Genomic DNA, 18,954 nt, shown 5'->3' with positions numbered 1-18,954 from the left:
AGGCGGACGGATCGCTCCGGATCGCTCCGGATTGCTCCGGATCGCTTCAGGCGCGGAGCGACCGGCGGATGCGGGGGTCAGCGCACGGAGGTGCGTTCCCCCGCCTGGGTGAGCCGGGCCTGCTCGGCCGCCGCGCCGGCGATGTTGCGTGCCATCCCGCCGAACACGAGCGCGTGGAAGGGCGAGACACTCCACCAGTAGGCGTGCCCCAGCAGCCCGTGCGGATGGAACACCGCGCGCTGGCGGTACAGCGTGCGGCCCCGGGCGTCGGTGCCGACGCGCATCTCCAGCCAGGCCAGACCCGGCAGCCGCATCTCGGCCCGCAGCCGGAGCAGCCGTCCCGGCTCGATCTCCTCCACGCGCCAGAAGTCGAGCGAGTCCCCGGCCCGCAGCCGCTGCGCGTCACGGCGGCCGCGGCGCAGCCCGACTCCGCCAGCCAGCCGGTCGAGGCCGCCGCGCAGCGCCCAGGCGAGGGGGAAGGAGTACCAGCCGTGGTCGCCGCCGATGCCCTCGACGACCCGCCACAGGGCCTCGGGCGGGGCGTCCACCGTGCGTTCCCGCCGGTCCGTGTAGAGGCTGCCGCCGGCCCAGCCGGGGTCGGTGGGCAGGGGATCGCTGGGCGCTCCGGGCACCGACGCGGACGACCACCGGGTCGTCACCTGCGCGTCGCGGACCCGGCGCAGGGCCAGCCGCACCGCCTCGTCGAAGCCGATCGGATGCCCGGGAGGGTCGGGCACGTACCGCAGGATGTCGTGTTCGCGGCAGACCACCTCGTGGCGCAGCGACTCGGCGAGCGGCCGCGCGATGGCCGCCGGGACGGGGGTGACCAGGCCGATCCAGTGACTGGACAGACGGGGGGTGAGCACCGGTACGGGGACGATGACCCGGCGGGGCAGGCCCGCCACCGCCGCGTACCGCAGCATCATGTCCCGGTACGTCAGGACGTCCGGCCCGCCGATGTCGAAGGCCCGGTTCACCTCGGCGGGCATCCGCGCGCTGCCCACCAGGACGCGCAGCACGTCGCGCACGGCGATCGGCTGGATGCGGGTGCCCACCCAGCTGGGGGTGACCATCACGGGCAGGCGCTCGGTGAGGTAGCGCAGCATCTCGAAGGAGGCGGAGCCGGAGCCGATGATGACGGCGGCGCGCAGGACGGTGGTCGGCACACCCGAGGCCAGCAGGATGCGACCGACCTCCGCACGCGAGCGCAGATGCGGGGACAGTTCCTGCCGCGGCACGCCCGTGGGGGTCAGGCCGCCGAGGTAGACGACGCGCCGCACGCCCGCGGCCCGGGCCCGTTCCCCGAAGACACGCGCGGCCCGGCGGTCGGTCTCCTCGAAGTTCTTGCCGGTGCCGAGGGCGTGCACCAGGTAGTAGGCGACGTCGACGTCCCGCAGGGCCGCGGCGACCGACTCCGGGTCGGTGACGTCCCCGCGCACGACCTCCGTGCGAGCCGCCCACGGATGGTCGCGCAGCTTGCCGGGGGAGCGGGCCAGGCAGCGCACCCGGTGGCCGGCGTCGAGCAGTTCGGGGACCAGCCGGCCGCCGATGTATCCCGTGGCGCCCGTCACCAGGCAGCGCGGCCTGTCGCCCCTGTAGTCACCGTTCATCGGCCTCTGTCCCTCGTGTGTCGGTGCCTTGTGACTCTCCGGATCACCTCCACATGACTTCCACCGGGACGGCTCTCGCGGATGCGTGTCCGGTGCTTTCCGTGGGCCGATCGCGTGGCCGGGGCTGTCGCACCGTGACGGCCGGGGAAAGGATTCCGCCGCGGCCGTCGGGCGAGGTGCCGGTGCGGTGGCCCGCCGTTCGTGTACGAGGTGGGACGACGGCACGACGCCAAGGAGAACGTCATGAAGTACTACCTGCTCAGCGTGATCCAGCCGGCCGAGGGCGAGCCGCCCTCGGCCGAGGCGCTCGCGCGGATCATGCACGACGTCGAGGGCTTCCACCAGGAACTGCGCGAGGCGGGCGCCTGGGTCTTCGCCGGCGGGCTGCACGGCCCGGAGACCGCCGTCGTCCTGCGTCCCGGGGGCGGTGAGGTGCGGGTCACCGACGGCCCCTACACCCAGGGCGACGAGTACCTGGGCGGCCTGTGCCTCATCAAGGCGCCCGACCTGGACGCGGCCCTGGAGTGGGGCCGGAAGGCAGGCCTGGCCACCACCCTCCCCATCGAGGTGCGGCCGTTCCTGCATCCGGCCGGGGACTGATGCCCGGCGCATGAGCCGTCGCGGCCGGCGCCGGGTACGGACGCGCCGTCTCCGGCCCGCCGGAGCAAGGAATCTGACTGGTCTATACCCTTGACTGGTACAGGCCATTGCGGTTGAGTGCCCCCAACCCCCCACCGCGGCCGCCCCCCCACACCGTGCCCGGTACCACCGGCGCATGCGCACGAGGACCGGCTCCGTCCGGCCTCGCGGGGGTGCGGCCGTGCTCGCCGGGTCCTCGACGTCGCGCCGGATGCCGACCTGTTCCGCTGACGTCCGGCCGCCGAGCGTAGTGTCATGCACCTGACCATCCTGGCCGACGGTGTCATCGGCCGCCGGGGCGCACCTCCGGGGTACGGCCACCGTCCGGACGAAGGGCACACCGCCATGCGCACCCCCCACGCGCTGCTCGCCACGACCGCGGCGCTCGCCGCCGCCGTGGCGCCCCCCGCTCCCGCTTCCGCGAGCGCCACGGCACAGGTTCCGGCCGCCGGGGCGTACTACGTCCAGAGCGTCACGACCGGTCTGGCCGCGGCGGCCGCCGGTGCCGGCGCCGTGGAACAGCACAACCCCAGGGGCGACGAGGACCACCAGCAGTGGAACCTGAGGGCGAACGGGCCGTCGTACGTCCTGGAGAACGCCGACCTGACCGGTACCTGCCTCGGCCGCTCGGGCGACCAGGCGCGCACCGTCGCCTGTACCGACCCGGAGGCGGCCTGGGAGACCGCACCGGCCGGGGACGATCAGTACTGGTTCAAGTCGCCCGGCGCCGAACGCTACTTGACCGTCGCCGCCAAGCCGTCCGGCGCCAACTACCCGGCCCCGTTGGCCATCGGGCCCGCGGGCGATCCGGCCCGCTGGTACCTCACCCCGGTGACACCCAACACCCGGCCCATGCCGCCGGCGGACCGGCGCACCCTCGACCAGGTCACCTTCCTCACCGCCCACAACGCCTACGCCAACGGAGTCGACGGCGGCTTCGCCCCGCCGTTCGTCAACCTCTTCCCCAACCAGAGCCGTGGCATCGACCAGCAACTCGCCGACGGAGTACGGGGGTTCATGCTGGACATCCACCAGACCCCGGACGGCGCGATCCTCTGCCACAACAGCTGCACCCTGGTCAGCAGGCCGGTCGCCCTGTGGGTGGACCTCCAGCGCATGGTGGACTTCCTGGAGGCGCACCCCGACCAGTTCGTCACCGTGTTCCTGGAGGACTACGTCGATCCGGGCGTCCTTCGCGCCGAACTCGCCCGAGTCCGGGGCCTGTCCGAAGTGCTCTACCGGCCCGACCGGACCGGAGTGCGCGACGGCGGCTGGCCCAGGATGGCCGATCTGATCGCGGCGAACGACCGACTGCTGATCTTCACCGACCACAGCCGCTCCGCCGACGAGGCCGCGGGCCTGGCCCGGGACGGTTTCGGCGTGATGTACCAGCGCGAGTGGACGGTCGAGAATTACTGGTCGATGGGGCCGGGCCTCGGCGCGTCCGACTGGTCCTGCCACAGCCGCTGGTACGGCGCCGACCTCAACATCCCGCTGACGCGCACCGAACCGGGCTTCCGGCCGCTGTTCGTGATGAACCACTTCCGCGACAGCACGATCGCCGCCACGGCACAGACCGACAACGTCAAACTCGCCGACCGCGCCCAGCGGTTCTGCGCGCCCGCCGCACGAAAGAAGCCCAACTTTCTCGCCGTGGACCGCTACGACCTGGGCGGCCCCGCGGCCGCCGTGGACGCGCTGAACACCCACACATATCCCTGACAGCCGCCCGTACGGCGCACGGGACCGCGGCACGCGGGTGTGCGAGACTCCGCCGATGACCTCCGAAACGATCACCGCCGACGCCGCGGGCACCTGGAAACTCGGCGACCTGCCCGTCCACCGCATCGGCCTGGGCGCGATGCGGCTGACGGGCAGCGCCGCCTTCCACCTCGGCACACCGAGCGACCGGACCCGCTCCATCGCCGTCCTGCGCCGGGCGGTCGAGCTCGGTGTGAACCACATCGACACGGCGGCCTTCTATTTCTCTGCCCGGCGCTCCGCCAACGAGCTGATCAACAGCGCCCTTTCGCCGTACCCGGACGGCCTGGTCGTCGTCACGAAGGTCGGTCCGTTCCGGAACTGCTCGGGGGAGTGGGGTCCGTCCGCGCGCCCCGACGACCTGCGCGGCCACGTCGAGGAGAACCTGCGTCAGCTCGGCCGCGACCACCTGGACGTGGTGAACCTGCGCCGGATGGGGCAGGACTCCATCGCCGAGCACTTCGGCGCGCTCGCCGAACTGCGCGAGGAGGGCCTGATCCGCCACCTCGGTGTCTCCGACGTGGAGCCGCGCCACCTCGAAGAGGCCCGGGCCATCGCGCCGGTGGTGTGCGTGCAGAACCGCTTCGGGCTCGATCTCCACGATCCCGGCACCGACGAACTGCTGCGGGTCTGCGGCGAGGAGGGCATCGCCTTCGTGCCGTTCTTCGCCATCGCGGGCGAGGGCGGCTCCCAGGGGGCGGCGGACGGTGCGCACGACGAGGAGGTCGCGGCCGTCGCGAAGGCCCACGAGGCGACACCCGCGCAGGTCCGGATCGCCTGGACCCTCCAGCAGGGCCCGCACGTGCTGGCCATCCCCGGCACCGGCAACCCCGACCACCTCGTGGAGAACGTGGCCGCGGGCGCCCTCCGCCTCACCGACGAGGAGATGGCCCGTCTCGACGCGCTGCACGCCGGGACCGACTGAGCGTTCTCCCGCGCCCGCCGGCCCCGGCCGCGATCCGGTCCCGGTCAGTCCAGCTGCCGGTGCAGGAACGCCACGGTGCTCTGCCAGGCGCGGTCCGCCGATCCTGGCTCGTGGCAGGGGCGGCGGTCGTTGAAGAAGGCGTGGCCGGCCGGGTACATGCGGAAGTCCGCGGTGACGCCCGACTGCCGCCGGATCGTCTCGCCCAGCTCCTCGACCTGCTCCGGCGGGATACTCCGGTCCTGCTCCCCGTAGTGGCCGAGGAGCTGGGCGCGCAGCCCGGAGAAGTCGGGCAGCTCGCCGCGGACGACGCCGTAGAACGGCACGGCCGCGCTCACCCGCGGCTCGACCGCCGCGAGGTACAGCACGAACCCGCCGCCCATGCAGAAGCCGACCGCGCCGACCGTGCCGGAGGTGACCTCGGGCAGGGACAGCAGGTGGCCGACGGCGCCGGAGAGCAGTTCGACACCGCGGGAGACCGGCAGGGCCTTCATCATCCGCAGGGCCTCGTCGGCGTCGTGCGCCACGCTGCCGCCGTACAGGTCGGGCGCCAGGGCGACGAAGCCTTCGGCGGCGAGCCGGTCGGCCACGTCGGCGATGTGGTCCGTCAGCCCCCACCACTCCTGGATGACGAGGACGCCCGGACCGCTTCCCGACGGGGGCAGCGCGAGGTAGCCGTGCGCGGTGGCTCCCGCGCTCGGGAAGGTGACGTTCTGCCGGGCCGGCGTCTCGGCGGGCCTGGGCCGCTCGGACATTGCGCTCAACTCCTTGCCGGGGTGTGGATCGGCGCCCCGCCGGCGGTGACGGAGGGCCTCCCCGGATCCTTACCGCGTTCGCCGTGCCGATTCCGCCCGCCGTTCACGTCTGGTTCGCCCCCTTTCGTACGCTGGTGCCGGCGGTCCGGTCGCGCGGCGGGCTGCCGGAGCGCACCAGGGCGGGTGCGCGCATCCCCGCGGCCGTTCCCGGCGGCTCCTTCCATAATGGGCGGGCGGCGAGGCCGCGAGCGGATCACGGCGCCAGACTGACTACAATCATGTAGACGATCTACGACTGTGGGCGACGACGGGGTGAGGAAGTACCCATGACCGACGACGACAAGGACGAACGCAGGCCGGCCGGCGAGCTCGAAGCCAGCGTCATGGCCGTCCTGTGGGCGGCCGGCGCGCCCCGGACCCCCGGCCAGGTCCAGCTGGGCCTCGGCGCCGGCCTGGCCCGCACCACGGTCACCACCATCCTGACCCGGCTGCACGACAAGGGCGTGGTCGAGCGCCGCCGCCAGGGGCGCGGGTACGCCTACTACCCGGTCCAGGACGCGCACGGGCTGACCGCCCGCCGCATGCACACCGAGCTCGACCGCGACACCGACCGCGAGACGGTCCTCGCCCGCTTCGTCGCCCAGCTCAGCCCCGACGACGAGCGCGTCCTGCGCGACCTGCTCGAACCAGGTGAGCGATGACCGCGGCCCTGCTCCTGCTCCTGCCCCTGCTGCTGCCGTTCGCCGCGCCGGCGCTGGCCCGGCGCGCGCTCGACCGCCTCGCCCCCGTCACCGCGCTGTGGATGATCACCCTCTTCGCGGTCGTGCTCGCCGGCTGCTCCCTCGCCGCGCTCGGCGCCTTCGTCCTCACCGGCCTGCTCAAGCTGCCCCTCGTCGCGGCGCTGGGCGAACTCGTCCACCCACTGCCCACCGCCTCCGACCTGGTGGTCGTCCCGGCGGCCGCGATCTCCGTCGGGGTGCTCGCCGTATGCGCGTGGACGCTCGGGCGCGCCGCGCTCAGGGAGTTCCGCGCCTTCCGCAGCGCGCACACGGAGGCCGGCCGAAGGCCCGCCGCGGGCGATCTGTGCGTGGTGGACTCCCCGCACCCGGACGCCTACGCGCTGCCCGGCCGCCCGCACCGCATCGTCGTCACCACCGCGATGCTCCGCACCCTCGACGCGGCCGAGCGCGAGGCGCTGTTCGCCCACGAGCGGGCCCACAACCGGGGCGGGCACCACTACTTCCTGGCCGCCGCCGAGCTCGCCGCCCACTGCCATCCCGCGCTGCGACGCGTCCGCGGGGCGATCCGCCTCGCGGCCGAGCGCGCCGCCGACGAGGCCGCGGCCGCGGCCGTCGGAGACCGCCGGCTGACCGCCCGCGCCATCGCGCGCGCCGCCCTGGCAGGCCAGGACGCCCGCTCCGTGCGCCCGGAGTTCGCGCCCGCCGCCACCTCCGGCCCGGTCCCGCACCGCGTCAAGGCCCTCCTGGCCGCCCCGCACGTCACGCGCCGCGCCGCGACCCGGATCGCCGCGCTGCTGATGGCCTGCGCCGCGGTCTCCTTCGCCGCCTCGGCGACCGGCATGATCGACTTCCATCACCGGGTCGAGGTCGCCCAGGGCGACACCTCCCGCTGAACCGTTCCTAGAGACTGAGCGGGAGTGAGTCCTGGTGCCAGGACTCGTGCTCAGCCATGTGCCCCGAACGGTTGTGGGCACACTGGTCGCCCGCTTTCGCTCCGCGTCCGGCGCCGGCGGATCCTGTCCGTGGTCCGGGAATGCGGGGGCGGGGCCCCTCACGCCCCGGGCTGCCCGATACGGCCAGGGCGGTCCGATGCCCCACCGCATCGCTCCGGTGCAGTGGGGGCGGTGCCGTCCGACGCCTGATCGGGTGTCCCAGGGCGCGTCGTCCGATCGCCACGGCGGCAGCGTCGTGCCGCGTGGTCTTGCGCGTTGTGGTGGTCAGGGGCCTTTGCCAGTGCTGGGCGCCCCAGCGGCTGGTGTAGGCCGGGTCGACGGCGACGACCGTGACGCCCAGCTCGGCCGCCATCGACACCAGCCGCGCCCGCAGGTGGGCGGTGGGCATCCCGGAGATCAGTTTGCGGAACCGTTTGCGGCGTCCGTGCTTCTCCCGGGTCTTCTCGGCGGCGAAGTCCAGGTCCTCGACCGCAAGGGCCAGACCGCGCCGCGCCGTCCAGTGCAGCAGACGAATCAGCGCATGGCGCACCTGTGCGTCGCGGTGGTGTGCGGTGCCGTCCAGCTGGTAGTCGAAGCGGCGGGGTTCGCCGACGGGGTTGCCGTGCTCATCCAGGCGCCAGGCGGCCAGGTGGTCGGCGTTCATGTCCACCCCGACCAGCCCACCCGCACGAGCAGTCTCCAAGGGCACAGTCCTGACCGGCGAGTTCGGCCAGCAAGCGGTCACGTACCAGCGGTTACGGTCGGTGTCGTAGTGGATGCGGTAGGCCACTGCCCGGTTCACGGCGATGCGGTCGGCCCACTGCTCACCGCGGTGGCGGAAGACGGCCCGGCAGGCGAGCACGTACCGGCCGTGCGGCGCGTTGGCCAGCCCGGCCAGCGGCGCCGGAAGCCGGATGCTCACCTCACCGCCGGGGGTGATGCGGATCGTTTCGTTGCCGTACCGCTTGCCGGACTCACCCTCGGCCTGCAGGAACCACCTCTCGGCCTCCCATCGCGGCCGCCACTGCGCCTCGGTCAGCCCGGCGGCCTGGAGGTGGTGCCGGGTGCGGAGCAGCTTCTTGCCGCCGCGCACCACCCGCACCCGTCCGGCCTCCCAGTCGGCCCGTACCTGCCAGTCGGCCCGTACCTGCTCCAGCCGGTCCTCAAGCACGCGCAGCCGCCGGGACTTGGCAAACCGCTCCTGCCGGGAGCGGTAACCGCCCGGCGCCCCCTTGACACCCTTGGCCCCGATGGGCTGTGCGAGCCGGTGCCTGATCGTCTCGACGCCTGCCCGCAGACCTTGAATGTGGGCGAGCTGACCGCGCCGGGCCAAAGCCCGGATCGTGCGAGGACTTGGTGATACTGCCCGCCCACCGCGAAGACGACACGCCGGTCAACGCCCGCTTGCGCCGCGCCCACTGCTCACCGTCATGGGCCGACCCCGCCGCGCAGCGCGCCTTCAGGTCGCGGGAGGCCAGCGAGCCGAGCAGAGCGCCGACCTGGCGCAGGACCGTCTCGTCCTGCCCGGTCAGGGCCTTGAGGCTGGAGCGGATCGCCACCCCGGACGGGCCGGGCACCACGAACGGCGCCGCCACCTCGCGCAGCCCGCCCACCCCCCCACCCGATGCCGACGAACCCGTCACCGCACCCAACGACCACCCCCGGTCAAAGGTCACGCATTCGAAACCAGAACTCCCGGTCGCATCCAAAGACCGCGCGCCTTCACGCACGCCACGCACACTCATATGCACCAGAACACGCCCAGCCACTGTCAAACGCCAGCAGTTCACAACCCCTGCCGACCGAAGCCCGGGATGACTGGCGCCCAAGAAGTTTTACGTATAACCTCACCCGACGATCGCCCGCTCCGAAAGGCTCCGATGAGACGCATCGCCCTGATCACCCTCGTCGTCGACGACTACGACGAGGCGATCCGCTTCTACACCGGAGCGCTCGGCTTCCGTCTCGCCGAGGACGCCCCGCGCCCGGACGGCTCCCGCTGGGTCGTCGTCGAACCCGGCGACGGGACCGGGACCGCCCTGCTGCTGGCCCGCGCCCGGACCGGACCCCAGCGCGCCCGGGTGGGCGACCAGACCGGCGGGCGCGTCGGGTTCTTCCTGCACACCGGCGACTTCGCCCGCGACCACGCCCGGATGCGGGCGGCGGGCGTGACCTTCCTGGAGGAGCCGCGCCGGGAGCCGTACGGCACGGTCGCCGTCTTCGAGGACCTGTACGGCAACCGCTGGGACCTGCTCCAGCCCGCCCCCGACGCCGACTGACCCGCCGACCACCACCACCACCGCTCGACTGCCCTAGGAAACGCCCCATGACCGCGCCCCGCATCGACACCGACACCCTCCGCCGGCTCCCCAAGGCCGTGCTGCACGACCACCTCGACGGCGGCCTGCGCCCCGCCACCGTCGTCGAACTCGCGGACGCGGTCGGCCACACCCTGCCCACCAACGACCCCGCCGAGCTCGCCGCCTGGTACTACGACGCGGCCAACTCCGGCGACCTGGTCCGCTACATAGCCACCTTCGAGCACACCCTCGCCGTGATGCAGACCCGCGAGGGCCTGCTGCGCACCGCCGAGGAGTACGTCCTGGACCTGGCCGAGGACGGCGTCGTCTACGGCGAGGTCCGCTACGCCCCCGAACTGATGGTCAACGGCGGGCTGACCCTCTCCGAGGTCGTGGAGACCGTCCAGGAGGGCCTCGCGGCGGGCATGGCCAAGGCGGCGGCCCAGGGCACGCCCGTCCGGGTCGGCACCCTGCTGTGCGGCATGCGGATGTTCGACCGCACCCGTGAGATCGCCGACCTGGCGGTCGCCCACCGCGACGCCGGTGTCGTCGGCTTCGACATCGCCGGCGCCGAGGACGGCTTCCCGCCCGCCGACCACCTGGACGCGTTCGAGCATCTGCGCCGCGAGAGCGTGCCGTTCACCATCCACGCCGGCGAGGCGCACGGCCTGCCCAGCATCCACCAGGCCCTCCAGGTGTGCGGCGCCCTGCGCATCGGGCACGGCGTGCGCATCACCGAGGACATCGTCGACGGCAAGCTGGGCCGGCTGGCCGGCTGGGTGCGCGACCGCCGGATCGCCCTGGAGATGTGCCCCACCTCCAACCTCCAGACCGGCGCGGCCACCTCGATCGCCGAGCACCCCATCACGGAGCTGAAGGACCTCGGCTTCCGGGTCACCCTCAACACCGACAACCGCCTGGTGTCCGGCACGACGATGACCCGCGAGATGTCCCTGCTGGTCGAGCAGGCGGGCTGGACGGTCGAGGACCTGCGCACGGTCACGGTCAACGCCGTCAAGAGCGCGTTCATCCCCTTCGACGAGCGGGTGAGCCTGATCCGCGACGTGGTGCTGCCGGGCTACGAGTCCGCGCTCTGAAGCAGCCCCCTGACGTAGGCGGCCTGTCCGGCGTGCTGGAGATCGTCGGACAGGACGCTGACCAGGCGCACGCCCAGCGTGACCGGGGGGTCCCAGCCCTCGTCGACGACGCTTTCCAGATCCTTGGCGGTGAGTTGGCGCAGGGCCGTCAGGGTCTGCTCGTGCACGGCGTCGTAGTAGCCGGTCAGCAGCTCACCGGAGTCGACCCGGACCTCCGCGACCTGCGCCGGACTGTGCCCGTAGCCGGTGTCGCGGCGGTTCAGGGGGAGGCCGAAGTGCTTCTGCCAGTCCCGCGCCAGCCACACCTGGTCGAGACCGAAGGCGTCGGCGACATGGTCGTCCTGCACGCGCGTGAGGTGCCAGACGAGCCAGGTCACGGAGTTGGCGTCGGAGGCGGGACGGGCGTTGAGCCACGCGGCCGGCAGGCCGTCGACGACGGCATGGACCTCTTCGCGGATGCGGCCGTAGCCCTCGATGAGGATGTCCTTCGCGTGCATACGTCCACCTTGGCGCATCGCTCCCCGTCCCGCGCCCGGAACCCGGACTCCGTCAGACGGTGCCGGGCTCTTCCGGCCCGAGCAGGGTGATCAGGGCGCGGGCCGCCGGGCTGGTGGCCTGTTCGGACGGCAGCAGGGCGACGGTCTCGTACTCCGTCTCCGCGGCGCCCTTGAGCGGCAGCGCGGTGAGCGAGGGCCGCTTGTGCCGGAAGTGCCGGGGGACGACGGCGATGCCCAGGTTCTCGTCGACCAGGTCGAGCAGGCTGTGCACGTCGTTGACCTCCAGGGCCACCGTGCGCCGGACGCCCGCGGCGGCGAAGGCGGCGTCGGTGGTCCGGCGCGGCCCCCAGTCCGGGTGGAAGTCGACGAAGACCTCGCCGTCCAGGTCCCGCGGCGTCAGGACGGCCTCGGCCGACGCGAGACGGTGACCCGGGTGGCACAGCACCGTCATCGGCTCGCCGGCCAGGGACACCGAGCGCAACTGGTCGGTGTCCGCGCGGGTCCGGTAGGCGAACGCCAGGTCGAGCCGGCCGGCCGCGACCTCCTCCGCCAGCGCGCCCGAACCCGTCTGCCGCAGCCGTATCTCCACATCCGGATGCCGCCGCCGGAACGCGGCGAGCAGCCCGGCCACATGCACCCCGGCGATGCACTGCTCGGTGCCCAGCGAGAGCGTGCCGCGCAGCACGCCCTGCACCGCCGCCACCGCCTCGTGCGCCGCCCGCACCTGCGTCAGGATCCGCTGCGCCTCGCCGAGCAGCGCGCGCCCGGCCTCCGTGAGCGTCACCCGGCGCGTGGTGCGCACGAACAGGGAGGTCTGCAACTCCCGCTCCAGCGCCCGGATCGACGCCGAGAGCCCCGACTGGGAGACCATCAGGCGTTCCGCCGCCCGTGTGAAGTGCCGGTCCTCGGCGACCGCGACGAAGTGCTGGAGATGACGCAGTTCCATGATTGAGCAGCCTAACCGTTGAATCCCATCGGATTCTCCTGTTGGACCGCTGCCCATGGGGCGCGCGAGAGTGGGGACACCGGTTCCGCCGGAACCGTTCACCCCCGTGCCAACCCTGATGGAGTCGCGTTGTTCACCGCCCACCCCGACCGCTACGCGGACATGCCCTACCGGCGCACCGGACGCAGTGGCCTGAAGCTCCCCGCGCTGTCGCTCGGCCTGTGGCACAACTTCGGCCCGGACCGCCCGGTCGACACCCAGCGCGCCATCCTGCGCCGCGCCTTCGACCTCGGCGTCACCCACTTCGACCTGGCCAACAACTACGGCCCGCCGCCCGGCGCCGCCGAGTCCGCCCTCGGCGACGCGCTCCGCGCCGACTTCACGCCGTACCGCGACGAGTTGGTGATCTCCACCAAGGCCGGCTACCTGATGTGGCCCGGCCCGTACGGCGAATGGGGTTCCCGCAAGTACCTGCTGTCCTCGCTCGACCAGAGCCTGAAGCGGATGGGCCTGGAGTACGTCGACATCTTCTACTCGCACCGCCCCGACCCGGACACCCCGCTGGAGGAGACCATGGGTGCCCTGCACTCGGCGGTCCAGCAGGGCAAGGCGCTCTACGTCGGCGTCTCCAACTACTCCCCGGAGCAGACCCGTGAGGCCGCCCGGATCCTGGGCGAACTGGGCACCCCGCTGCTGATCCACCAGACCCGCTACTCGATGCTGGACCGGCGCCCCGAGCACGAGGGCCTCCTGGACGCCCTGGACGAGCTTCAGGTCGGCTCCATCGCCTACTCCCCGCTGGAGCAGGGCCTGCTCACCGCCCGTTACCTCGACGGCATCCCCGAGGACTCCCGGGCGGCGAGCGACAGCCCCTTCCTCGACTCCGCCGCGCTGACCGGCGAGCTGGTGGGCAGGCTGCGCGCGCTGGACGAGATCGCCAAGTCCCGTGGGCAGTCCCTGGCGCAGATGGCGCTGGCCTGGGTGCTGCGCGGCGGACGGGTCACCTCGGCCCTGGTCGGCGCGAGCAGCCCGCGGCAGCTGGAGGACAGCGTCGCCGCGACGCGGTCCCTGCACTTCGACGCGGAGGAGCTGGCGCGCATCGACGCGGTCGTCGCGCCGTAGGTCCTGTCGTCACGTTCCCGTCGTCCGCCCGACGGGCGGGCCGCGCGGGCGGTTCGGCAACGCGGCTGGGGGTCCCCCCTGCTCGAAGAGCTTGGGGGAGGGCGTGCCAGGCGTCGCGTGGCAGGCGGGAGTTTGACGACAGGGCCCAGGACACCTCCGGCCCACGACACGGGCCGGACGCGCGCTCGTACCGGCCCCGGCGGACGCTCCGTCGGGGCCGGCCCTCATGCCCCGGCGGGCACCCGGTCGCCTCATGCCCCGGCGGGCACCCGGTCGAGGAAGCCGAGGACGGTCCGGATCCTGCCGTCGCCGTCCAGGGTGACCACGTCGGACCCGGCGACCGGCGCGGAGCCTCCCCCGGAGGGGGTACCCCCGGCCCCGCTCACCAGCTCCCAGGTGAAGCGCGCCGTGTCGTGGTGCCCGTCGACGGCGCAGGTGAGCCGGAAGGCGAACCCGGGGAACTGCTCGCGGGCGGCGGTGATGACGGCGGTGATCTCCTCGTGGCCGCCGGCGTCGGCCAGAGGATCGGTGTAGCTGCCGTCCGGGGTCCAGGCGTCGGCCACCGCCTTCGCCCGGGCCTGGGCGTCCGGCGCGTTCCAGGCCTCGAAGTAGCGGGTGACGGCGATCGTGTACCGGTCGGACTGTGCGGACATGCTGAATCAGCCTCCATCGAGGTCGTGAACGCTGGTCGGAGCCCGGGTCCCGGTGATCGGCGACCCGATGGGACCACCCTGCCGCGCGGGTGCCGCCGGGGTCGATTACCGCGCGGGTCATGCCCGCGCGGTCACGGACTGTCGCGCTTTCGGCCACCTGGCGTGATGAATATGCCAGGAGACTGGCTGGAAAGTCGTGGTGACAGTGGTTCAGTAGTGAACATACTCGAATTCAGGGGCACTTCACCGCATAAAAGCCGTACGCAGGGCGAGGCGGGCCGGCCGGCCGGGCCGGCGACGCTACGGGGGAGGAGCAGTGCACGACGAATTCCTGTGCCACGTCACCGCGTACGGGGTGTGCGACGGCCGCCGCATCGGCGTACCGCTCGGCACCTACCGGGCGCCCACCCTGGCCCTGGCCCTGTGGTGGCTGCGCGACCGCGCCTCCTGGATCGCCGAGCGGCTCGACCCCGGCCCCGACACCCCCCATGTCCCGCCGGGCGCTCTGGTCCCGGTGCCGGAGTCCGTGCCCGACGTCCCCGGCATCCTGCGGGCCTGGTGCGCCGACGTGACTCAACAGGAGATCGCGGCCGAGGAGTTGACCGAGGGAAGGCTGGTGCGGATCGCCGCCAGTGACGAGACCACGGAGTACGAACTGCTCGCCGAGTCGGTGGACGCCCTGCGCATGCACCGGACCCTGCCCGCGCTCGTCATGCCGATGGTCTGACCGCCCGGTGACGTGACCGGTGCGCCGGCAGAGCCCCCAGGAAGCCCGTGACCAGACCCCACAGGGCGGCGAGACCCAGCGCGCTCCAGAACCGGGGACGCAGCAGCAGCTCTCCGGAGAGGTTGCCGCCCACCTCGCCGATGCCGAGGAGCGACAGACCGTAGTGCGCGGAGATCCGGCCCACGACACAGATCGTCAGGACCGTCAGCACCAGGGCGACGGCCATGCGCAGGGCGTGCCGCCAGGCCGGCGTCCCGGCCGGGGAACGCGCCGCCATCAGGAACGCGGCACCCAGCAGCAGCACCGCGTCCACGGCCACCAGCCACCACACCCGCCCGTCGTGCTCGGCGAGCGTGCCCAGGTTGAGCGTGGAGACGTCCGGGGTGCGCAGCACCTCGTCGAGCAGGTGCGGCATCGGCAGTCCGAACGGGCCGTCCACCCGGCCGTCCCAGGTGGCCCCCAGGCCGATGGTGAACACCGGCCAGACCACGTTCGGCAGCCCGAGCAGGATCACGGCGAAGTGCTCCGCAGGGCGCCCGCGGGTGCCCGCCGTCACGAGTGCGACGACCAGTCCCACGGCCACGCACGCGAGCAGCAGGGCCACCATGGCGTACGCCGCCGGACGCACCGACTCCCGCCATCGCAGCAGCCGCGAAGGCAACGGTGCCCCGGGTGCCACCAGCAGGGCCAGCACCAGCACGCCCGCCAGCCACAGCAGCCCGAAGACCACGGTCGGCGTCTCCCGCGCGGCGAAGCCGACCTCCGGCGCGGCGCCGAACAGGCCGCCGATGACGCCGAGCACCCCGTCGCCCAGGTCGATGGCGAAGGTCTGCCGGGCGCCCAGCGCCAGACCGATCAGCGCGAGCAGCCACAGGAGGGCGATCCGGGCGGCCCACCCAGCCAGTTCCCGCGTCCCGGCCACCGCACGGTGGCGCAGCGGACGCAGAAAGCCCGCGGCGAAGACGAGCGCGCCGGCTAGCGTGACCGACAGCGGCATCACCGTGATGCCCGCGTGGGTCCGGGCGAGGTCGCCCGCGTCGCCCGACAGCTCCACGCTGCCGCCGACCGCCGTCACCAGGGTCGCGGCGACCACCCGGGGGAAGGCGTTGTCGGGGAGGCCCGCCGCGCCGGCCGCCCACAGCCCGAGCGCGGCGACCACACCCATGCCCGCCACCGCGGCCAGTACTGTGGCCAGGGCCTGTGCCCAGCCGTGGCGGGCCGCGGACGGGACCGGGGGGCTCACGGGGCTCACACCGCAACGCTATGCAGGGCCCCGGCGCCGCGCCTGCCGGAAGGTCCGTCCGCGTCGGCCGGCGGGCGGGGACTGCCGGGCGCGGCTCGGGGTAACAGCACACATGCAGCAGTGTCCGGCCTGGCCGGCTTCCGAGAGAGACACGCATGACCGACCAACTGGACGGGGCAGTGATAGCGACTGGCTTCGACGTTCCCGTGGAACCGCTCCGGCGGGCGACGCACTACACCGGCGAACCGGGTTGCATCGCCGAGGCGCGTTCCTTCGCCGCGCACTTCCTGGACCAGCTCAGGACCGAGTGGTGCGCCGAGATCGGCCGCCGTTGCGGCGACGCGCTCCTGCTGGTGGTCAGCGAACTGGTCACCAACGCCGACCGGCACAGCGACGGGCCGTACATCCTGGAACTGGAGGGTACGGACAGCGCGGTGAACGTGTGCGTGTACGACAGCAGCGCCGTACTGCCCCGGCGCTTCCCTCGGGATCCGCGGCGCGTGGGCCGGCACGGCCTGGAGATCGTGCACGCGCTGGCGCGGGAAGTGACCGTGGAACGCGTCCCGGTGGGCAAGCGGGTCCGCGCGCTGGTCGAACTCGGCGGCGAGTGACCGGCGCGCGGCCCGCGCGGGCGGCCCCCGGGGTCTGGCGGGGGTACGGCAGGAGGCGTCAGGCGCAGCCCAGTTCGCCGAGCATGCCCTGGCGCAACTGGGTGATGATCCGCTTGATCAGCCGGGACACGTGCATCTGCGAGCAGCCGAGCCGTTCGCCGATCTCCGCCTGGGTGGCCTCCTCCACGAACCGCAGATGGATGATCTGCCGGTCGCGTTCACTGAGCCCGGCCACCAGCGGCGCGAGGGAGTGGAAGTCCTCGACCAGCCTGATCCCGTCCTCCTCCACGCCGATGAAGTCGGCGAGCACCGCCTCGCCGTCCTCGGGTCCTTCACCGGTGAGAGCGGCGTCCAGCGACGCGGAGTTGTAGCCGTTGGAGGCGATCTGGGCCTCGACCACCTGGTCCTCGGAGATGTTCATGAGCGTGGCGAGTTCGCCCACCGTCGGGTCACGGTCCAGGCGGCTGGACAGCTCCTCGCGCGCCCGGGCCAGTTCCACCCGCAGCTCCTGAAGCCGCCGCGGCACGTGCACCGCCCACGTGGTGTCGCGGAAGAACCGCTTGATCTCGCCGACGATGTAGGGCAGGGCGAAGGAGGTGAACTCCACCTCGCGCGACAGCTCGAACCGGTCGATGGCCTTGATCAGGCCAATCATCCCGGTCTGGACGATGTCCTCCATGTCGTCGCCGCGGTTGCGGAACCGGCCGGCCGCGAACCGCACCAGCGACATGTTCATCTCGATGAGCGTGTTGCGGGCGTACTGGTACTCGTGCGTGCCCTCGTCGAGTTCCGTCAGACGCCGGAAGAAGTGGCGGGACAGCTCGCGCGCGTCACGCGGAGCGACCGACCGCGGATCCGCCACCCCCGGCAGCGGTTCGCCACCCGTCACGGCCTGCTGGGTCTGCTCGACCGCTGCCCCGGACCGGATCACGGTGGTGTCCATCGCCTCTCCCACGTAAGTCACGGCTCGCCCTCTGCCTCGTCGGCCTGCGTACGTCTGTTCCGGCGCCGGCGGCACCGAGCGGTTGCGCGACCCCCGGGTACCCGGCCCGCCGGAATGTATGCGCGCCGCCGGCCTCGGGGGTCGTGCTCCGCTCCCTGCCTGCCGGGCCGTTGGAGCTGCGGATACCCGGAGTGACCCGGCGCATGCCCTTCGTGTGCCGGGCGGCGCGAATTCGCCGGTACGAGGTGGGAGTTCTGGCCGCGAATTCACCCAGGGCGCAACCTCCCTCCCCTCCGCCCGTGTCCGGGACTTCTACGCTGAGGGGATGAGCGAACGAGCGCCGAACCAAGCCCGTGTCATCCCCCTGCGCCCGCCGGCCGCGCGCCCGGGGCCGTCCCGTCCGGCATCCGGACGTCCCGCCCAGGGCAGCGCCCCGGCGGCCGCGCCCAGGGAACCTCTCTGGCGCGATCTCGTCGGCGACGTCCTGCGCCGCGAGCGGCGGGCGCAGGAGCGCACACTCAAGGACGTCGCGGACGCGGCGCGGATCTCGATGCCGTATCTGTCGGAGATCGAGCGCGGCCGCAAGGAGGCCTCCTCGGAGGTCCTCGCGGCCGCGGCGCAGGCGCTCGGCTTCGGCCTCGGCGACCTGCTCTCACTCGCCCAGGACGAGCTGGCGCGGACCGCGCGAAGCGGCGCCGTGCGCGGCCGCGGCCCGTCCGCCCCCCGTCACGACGGACTGTGCCTGGCCGCCTGACGGCCGCACCCGGGCGGGCGCCTCGGAGTCGCGAGCCGGACCCGTGCGAGATGCCTGCCCGCGCGGGTCAGACCCGTGCGAGGCGCCTGCCCGCGCGGGTCAGACCCGTGCGAGGCGCCGGCTCAGCACCTCGTCGGCCAGCCCGTACGCCACCGCCTCCTCGGCGGTGAACACCTTGTCGCGGTCCATGTCCGCGCGCAGAGTCGCCGCGTCGTGACCGGTGTGCCGGGACAGCACCTCCTCGACCTGGGAGCGGATCCGGCTCATCTCCCTGGCCTGGAGCGCCAGATCGGAGACCGTGCCCTGCCGGCCGCCGGTGGCCGGCTGCCCCAGCAGCACCCGGGCGTGTTCCAGTACGAACCGCCGCCCCGGGTCCCCGCCCGCCAGCAGCACCGCCGCGGTCGAGGCCGCCTGCCCCACGCAGAACGTGGAGATCGGCGCCTGCACGAACGTCATCGTGTCGTAGATGGCCATCAGCGAAGTGAACGATCCTCCGGGCGAGTTGAGGTAGATCGCGATCTCCTGGTCCGGGGCCGCCGACTCCAGGTGGAGCAGCTGGGCGATGACGACGCCCGCGACACCGTCGTCGATCTCGGTGCCGAGGAAGACGATGCGTTCGTTCAGCAGCCTGCTGAACACGTCGTAGGACCGCTCACCCTGCGCGGTCCGCTCGACCACGTACGGAACCGTGTACGACCCCAT

The 18,954-nt window shown here is 73.0% G+C and carries 19 protein-coding genes and 1 pseudogene; 11 read left to right on the top strand and 9 right to left on the bottom strand.

What is annotated here, in order from left to right; all coding sequences use genetic code 11:
* Positions 1-77 precede the first annotated feature (77 nt).
* Positions 78-1,610 carry an SDR family oxidoreductase gene (locus ACWC91_RS15165; RefSeq protein ID WP_450642821.1) on the bottom strand — a complete coding sequence of 511 codons (1,533 nt, stop codon included), beginning with the start codon at positions 1,608-1,610 and terminating at the stop codon, positions 78-80.
* 243 nt (positions 1,611-1,853) lie between these two features.
* Between ACWC91_RS15165 and ACWC91_RS15160 the strand changes: the two genes are divergently transcribed.
* The 3 genes from ACWC91_RS15160 to ACWC91_RS15150 all read left to right on the top strand — a co-directional run bounded on the left by ACWC91_RS15160 (position 1,854) and on the right by ACWC91_RS15150 (position 4,935).
* Positions 1,854-2,210, top strand: a complete 357-nt coding sequence (locus ACWC91_RS15160; protein WP_225079232.1) for a YciI family protein — start codon at positions 1,854-1,856, stop codon at positions 2,208-2,210.
* 384 nt (positions 2,211-2,594) lie between these two features.
* Positions 2,595-3,971, top strand: coding sequence for an RICIN domain-containing protein (locus tag ACWC91_RS15155; protein WP_450642843.1), 1,377 nt, complete (start codon positions 2,595-2,597; stop codon positions 3,969-3,971).
* 55 nt (positions 3,972-4,026) lie between these two features.
* Complete coding sequence (locus tag ACWC91_RS15150) at positions 4,027-4,935, top strand: oxidoreductase (RefSeq protein ID WP_450642819.1); 909 nt, start codon at positions 4,027-4,029, stop codon at positions 4,933-4,935.
* Between the two features lie 44 nt (positions 4,936-4,979).
* Here the strand turns inward: ACWC91_RS15150 and ACWC91_RS15145 are convergent, their stop codons facing one another.
* Positions 4,980-5,687, bottom strand: a complete 708-nt coding sequence (locus tag ACWC91_RS15145) for a dienelactone hydrolase family protein (RefSeq protein WP_450642818.1) — start codon at positions 5,685-5,687, stop codon at positions 4,980-4,982.
* Positions 5,688-6,013: 326 nt separating this feature from the next.
* Between ACWC91_RS15145 and ACWC91_RS15140 the strand changes: the two genes are divergently transcribed.
* Both ACWC91_RS15140 and ACWC91_RS15135 read left to right on the top strand, forming a co-directional pair.
* A complete protein-coding gene (locus ACWC91_RS15140; RefSeq protein ID WP_450642817.1) occupies positions 6,014-6,388 on the top strand; it encodes a BlaI/MecI/CopY family transcriptional regulator in 375 nt (124 codons plus the stop codon).
* Positions 6,385-7,320, top strand: coding sequence for a M48 family metalloprotease (locus ACWC91_RS15135; RefSeq protein ID WP_225079236.1), 936 nt, complete (start codon positions 6,385-6,387; stop codon positions 7,318-7,320). Before ACWC91_RS15140 ends, ACWC91_RS15135 begins: the two co-directional genes overlap by 4 nt.
* Before the next feature lie 7 nt (positions 7,321-7,327).
* On the opposite strand, the pseudogene ACWC91_RS15130 reads toward ACWC91_RS15135, so the two are convergent.
* Positions 7,328-8,972: pseudogene (locus ACWC91_RS15130) on the bottom strand (IS200/IS605 family accessory protein TnpB-related protein).
* A gap of 267 nt (positions 8,973-9,239) precedes the next feature.
* Here ACWC91_RS15130 and ACWC91_RS15125 point away from each other — a divergent pair.
* Together ACWC91_RS15125 and ACWC91_RS15120 are read left to right on the top strand one after the other, a co-directional pair.
* On the top strand, positions 9,240-9,638 hold the full coding sequence (locus ACWC91_RS15125) for a VOC family protein (RefSeq protein WP_141364379.1): 399 nt from the start codon (positions 9,240-9,242) through the stop codon (positions 9,636-9,638).
* Positions 9,639-9,685: 47 nt separating this feature from the next.
* On the top strand, positions 9,686-10,756 hold the full coding sequence (locus ACWC91_RS15120) for an adenosine deaminase (RefSeq protein WP_225079237.1): 1,071 nt from the start codon (positions 9,686-9,688) through the stop codon (positions 10,754-10,756).
* Here ACWC91_RS15120 and ACWC91_RS15115 read toward each other — a convergent pair.
* Both ACWC91_RS15115 and ACWC91_RS15110 read right to left on the bottom strand, forming a co-directional pair.
* On the bottom strand, positions 10,738-11,253 hold the full coding sequence (locus ACWC91_RS15115) for a mycothiol transferase (protein ID WP_225079238.1): 516 nt from the start codon (positions 11,251-11,253) through the stop codon (positions 10,738-10,740). The genes ACWC91_RS15120 and ACWC91_RS15115 overlap by 19 nt on opposite strands.
* 52 nt (positions 11,254-11,305) lie before the next feature.
* Positions 11,306-12,199 carry a LysR substrate-binding domain-containing protein gene (locus tag ACWC91_RS15110; protein WP_225079239.1) on the bottom strand — a complete coding sequence of 298 codons (894 nt, stop codon included), beginning with the start codon at positions 12,197-12,199 and terminating at the stop codon, positions 11,306-11,308.
* Between the two features lie 129 nt (positions 12,200-12,328).
* On the opposite strand from ACWC91_RS15110, the gene mgrA reads away from it, so the two are divergent.
* Complete coding sequence (gene mgrA / locus ACWC91_RS15105; protein WP_450643547.1) at positions 12,329-13,321, top strand: L-glyceraldehyde 3-phosphate reductase; 993 nt, start codon at positions 12,329-12,331, stop codon at positions 13,319-13,321.
* Between the two features lie 251 nt (positions 13,322-13,572).
* Here the strand turns inward: mgrA and ACWC91_RS15100 are convergent, their stop codons facing one another.
* Positions 13,573-13,974, bottom strand: a complete 402-nt coding sequence (locus ACWC91_RS15100) for a nuclear transport factor 2 family protein (protein WP_450643546.1) — start codon at positions 13,972-13,974, stop codon at positions 13,573-13,575.
* A 316-nt stretch (positions 13,975-14,290) separates the two neighbouring features.
* Between ACWC91_RS15100 and ACWC91_RS15095 the strand changes: the two genes are divergently transcribed.
* Positions 14,291-14,701 carry a hypothetical protein gene (locus tag ACWC91_RS15095; protein WP_450643545.1) on the top strand — a complete coding sequence of 137 codons (411 nt, stop codon included), beginning with the start codon at positions 14,291-14,293 and terminating at the stop codon, positions 14,699-14,701.
* Here ACWC91_RS15095 and ACWC91_RS15090 read toward each other — a convergent pair.
* The gene (locus ACWC91_RS15090) at positions 14,685-15,953 is read right to left on the bottom strand and encodes a streptophobe family protein (RefSeq protein ID WP_450643544.1); all 1,269 of its coding nucleotides are present in this window, start codon (positions 15,951-15,953) and stop codon (positions 14,685-14,687) included. The two genes, ACWC91_RS15095 and ACWC91_RS15090, sit on opposite strands and share 17 nt — an antisense overlap.
* A 146-nt stretch (positions 15,954-16,099) precedes the next feature.
* Here ACWC91_RS15090 and ACWC91_RS15085 point away from each other — a divergent pair, with 146 nt between their 5' ends.
* Positions 16,100-16,555: an ATP-binding protein gene (locus ACWC91_RS15085; protein ID WP_450643543.1), complete on the top strand. Its 456-nt coding sequence runs from the start codon at positions 16,100-16,102 to the stop codon at positions 16,553-16,555.
* A 58-nt stretch (positions 16,556-16,613) separates the two neighbouring features.
* Here ACWC91_RS15085 and ACWC91_RS15080 read toward each other — a convergent pair whose 3' ends face one another.
* Positions 16,614-17,498: an RNA polymerase sigma factor SigF gene (locus tag ACWC91_RS15080; protein ID WP_225079245.1), complete on the bottom strand. Its 885-nt coding sequence runs from the start codon at positions 17,496-17,498 to the stop codon at positions 16,614-16,616.
* Positions 17,499-17,823: 325 nt separating this feature from the next.
* Here ACWC91_RS15080 and ACWC91_RS15075 point away from each other — a divergent pair, with 325 nt between their 5' ends.
* Entirely contained in the window at positions 17,824-18,252 is a 429-nt protein-coding gene (locus tag ACWC91_RS15075; protein ID WP_225079246.1) for a helix-turn-helix domain-containing protein, read from the top strand.
* A gap of 99 nt (positions 18,253-18,351) precedes the next feature.
* Here the strand turns inward: ACWC91_RS15075 and ACWC91_RS15070 are convergent, their stop codons facing one another.
* On the bottom strand, positions 18,352-18,954 hold the full coding sequence (locus ACWC91_RS15070) for a ClpP family protease (RefSeq protein ID WP_225079247.1): 603 nt from the start codon (positions 18,952-18,954) through the stop codon (positions 18,352-18,354).

Source organism: Streptomyces sp. NPDC001204 (genome assembly GCF_053598035.1).
Note: the sequence above shows the minus strand (reverse complement) of the source record. Positions and strands in the feature narration are given on the sequence as shown.

What these genes read in the sequence shown, in the direction of transcription:
- ACWC91_RS15145 (WP_450642818.1), bottom strand. Translation starts at nt 5,687, where the DNA reads ATGTCCGAGCGGCCCAGGCCCGCCGAGACGCCGGCCCGGCAGAACGTC.
- ACWC91_RS15160 (WP_225079232.1), top strand. Translation starts at nt 1,854, where the DNA reads ATGAAGTACTACCTGCTCAGCGTGATCCAGCCGGCCGAGGGCGAGCCG.
- ACWC91_RS15085 (WP_450643543.1), top strand. Translation starts at nt 16,100, where the DNA reads ATGACCGACCAACTGGACGGGGCAGTGATAGCGACTGGCTTCGACGTT.
- ACWC91_RS15100 (WP_450643546.1), bottom strand. Translation starts at nt 13,974, where the DNA reads ATGTCCGCACAGTCCGACCGGTACACGATCGCCGTCACCCGCTACTTC.
- ACWC91_RS15115 (WP_225079238.1), bottom strand. Translation starts at nt 11,253, where the DNA reads ATGCACGCGAAGGACATCCTCATCGAGGGCTACGGCCGCATCCGCGAA.
- ACWC91_RS15075 (WP_225079246.1), top strand. Translation starts at nt 17,824, where the DNA reads ATGAGCGAACGAGCGCCGAACCAAGCCCGTGTCATCCCCCTGCGCCCG.
- ACWC91_RS15150 (WP_450642819.1), top strand. Translation starts at nt 4,027, where the DNA reads ATGACCTCCGAAACGATCACCGCCGACGCCGCGGGCACCTGGAAACTC.
- ACWC91_RS15140 (WP_450642817.1), top strand. Translation starts at nt 6,014, where the DNA reads ATGACCGACGACGACAAGGACGAACGCAGGCCGGCCGGCGAGCTCGAA.
- ACWC91_RS15155 (WP_450642843.1), top strand. Translation starts at nt 2,595, where the DNA reads ATGCGCACCCCCCACGCGCTGCTCGCCACGACCGCGGCGCTCGCCGCC.
- ACWC91_RS15135 (WP_225079236.1), top strand. Translation starts at nt 6,385, where the DNA reads ATGACCGCGGCCCTGCTCCTGCTCCTGCCCCTGCTGCTGCCGTTCGCC.
- ACWC91_RS15110 (WP_225079239.1), bottom strand. Translation starts at nt 12,199, where the DNA reads ATGGAACTGCGTCATCTCCAGCACTTCGTCGCGGTCGCCGAGGACCGG.
- ACWC91_RS15165 (WP_450642821.1), bottom strand. Translation starts at nt 1,610, where the DNA reads ATGAACGGTGACTACAGGGGCGACAGGCCGCGCTGCCTGGTGACGGGC.
- ACWC91_RS15080 (WP_225079245.1), bottom strand. Translation starts at nt 17,498, where the DNA reads ATGGACACCACCGTGATCCGGTCCGGGGCAGCGGTCGAGCAGACCCAG.
- ACWC91_RS15120 (WP_225079237.1), top strand. Translation starts at nt 9,686, where the DNA reads ATGACCGCGCCCCGCATCGACACCGACACCCTCCGCCGGCTCCCCAAG.
- ACWC91_RS15070 (WP_225079247.1), bottom strand. Translation starts at nt 18,954, where the DNA reads ATGGGGTCGTACACGGTTCCGTACGTGGTCGAGCGGACCGCGCAGGGT.
- ACWC91_RS15125 (WP_141364379.1), top strand. Translation starts at nt 9,240, where the DNA reads ATGAGACGCATCGCCCTGATCACCCTCGTCGTCGACGACTACGACGAG.